The sequence below is a fragment of the Achromobacter sp. Root170 genome (assembly GCF_001428165.1).
GTDB lineage: Bacteria > Pseudomonadota > Gammaproteobacteria > Burkholderiales > Burkholderiaceae_B > Achromobacter > Achromobacter mucicolens.
In genome coordinates, this window is sequence record NZ_LMHN01000020.1 from 1 (window position 1) to 1,402 (window position 1,402).

At 62.3% G+C, this 1,402-nt stretch carries 1 protein-coding gene; it reads right to left on the reverse strand.

Annotated elements, in window-relative coordinates; translation table 11 throughout:
* On the reverse strand, positions 1 to 1,402 hold a 1,402-nt coding region (locus ASD87_RS24885), incomplete at both ends, for a hypothetical protein (protein WP_162256809.1).

A 1,402-nucleotide genomic window follows, 5' to 3' on the forward strand; every position in this document is an offset into this window, starting at 1 on the left:
GCCACCTGGTGCTGCCCTGTCTGTCGCTGGGCCTGGTGTACATGGCAATCCCCGCCAAAGCCGAAATCGCTCCACCCACCATCACCATCTTCGAACTCAACCCGACAACGCGCGTGAGGACAGGAGTTTTCTCCACACCCCAGCGCAGCGCGAACCCCCGGGCAGCGTCCGCCGGAACCTTGATCGCCAGCCCGGCCGCCTCAACACTCGCTCCCATGAAGCCCAGCGCCACGCTGTAAAACGCCGCCACGGCCTCCGGATGCTTTGCCCCGACTTTCGCATCCAGGTCAGCTAACGTGCTTTTCAAGCTGTCCTGCAGAAAATACAGGCCGAYGAAAGACAAGCCGCCATCCACGCTACCGGCGGCCAGGCTCTTCAGGCTTGCAAAGGTGCTGCCGGCGACACGACGAGCCCCCGCCGCGCCAACTTGCAGGCCCTCGAGCACCGCGGCCGCAGCGGGTTCCAGATTCTTCAGGCCGGCGTTGACCTGGCGTAGCGCAAACTTGGCTTCTCTGTTGATCTCTTGCCCAAGCGCGCCAGCAGCCTGCCTGATGTCGCGCTTCTTGACCTCTTCTGCAGTTCCATGCGCCCATAGCGTGACGTCGATGAGCACATTGCGGACATTGGCATTCGGGATGGTGATCAGACTGCCCAGCAACATCGCMCGTGCCCGTTTGCCGGCGGCCTTTTGGGCGGAGTTGGCGTGCTCGCGAATCTCGCTCGACAGCAGCTCGAAGCACTCCCCCACGGTGAGCTGGATGGTGACCTGGGTGAACYTGGCCTTACCGTACAGCCAGGCGGCGCCGGACTGGAGGTTGTCTAAAGCCGCCCTGGCGCCGCTGCTCAGGGTGTTTTCGAGGCGATTACTCGCATCGTGAATGGCCGCCAACAACTGATCGGCAGATTCGACAACGAGCGTCCGGCGCCAATCGCTTCCCTCCTTGCTTGTGGCGACCATTTTTATCGCGTCATAGTATTTCTTGCCTGCCTCCGAGGGCATCGCGTTGGAGAACAAGGGTTCGAACGCCTGCTGCAAGTCGGTGTATTGCCCATTGAGCGCGATGTAGGCTGGACTACCTGCGTCGGACAGCAGGTCTTTCCATGCCTTGCTGCTAGGCCCCAACGCTTGCGGCGTGGGCTTTTCGCCTGGTTGGCTCTCGTCCGCCGGCGTTGTCTGCTGTGGCGGGGCATCCGTGATGCCGCCCGCGAGACAAGCCGCGGTGGTGCTCAGGCGGCATTGCTGCGAACGCGCATCGGCGTCCGCATAGTCCAAAGCCATGATCCGTCGCCAACTGGCGCCAGCCACCAGGTCGGCCCAGTCGGTTGCATAAGCGTCGATCTGCTTTTGAAAGCGGTCGTCTTCCTTGTCGTACGCATCCTGAAAAGTCTTTCGCCCTGCAGG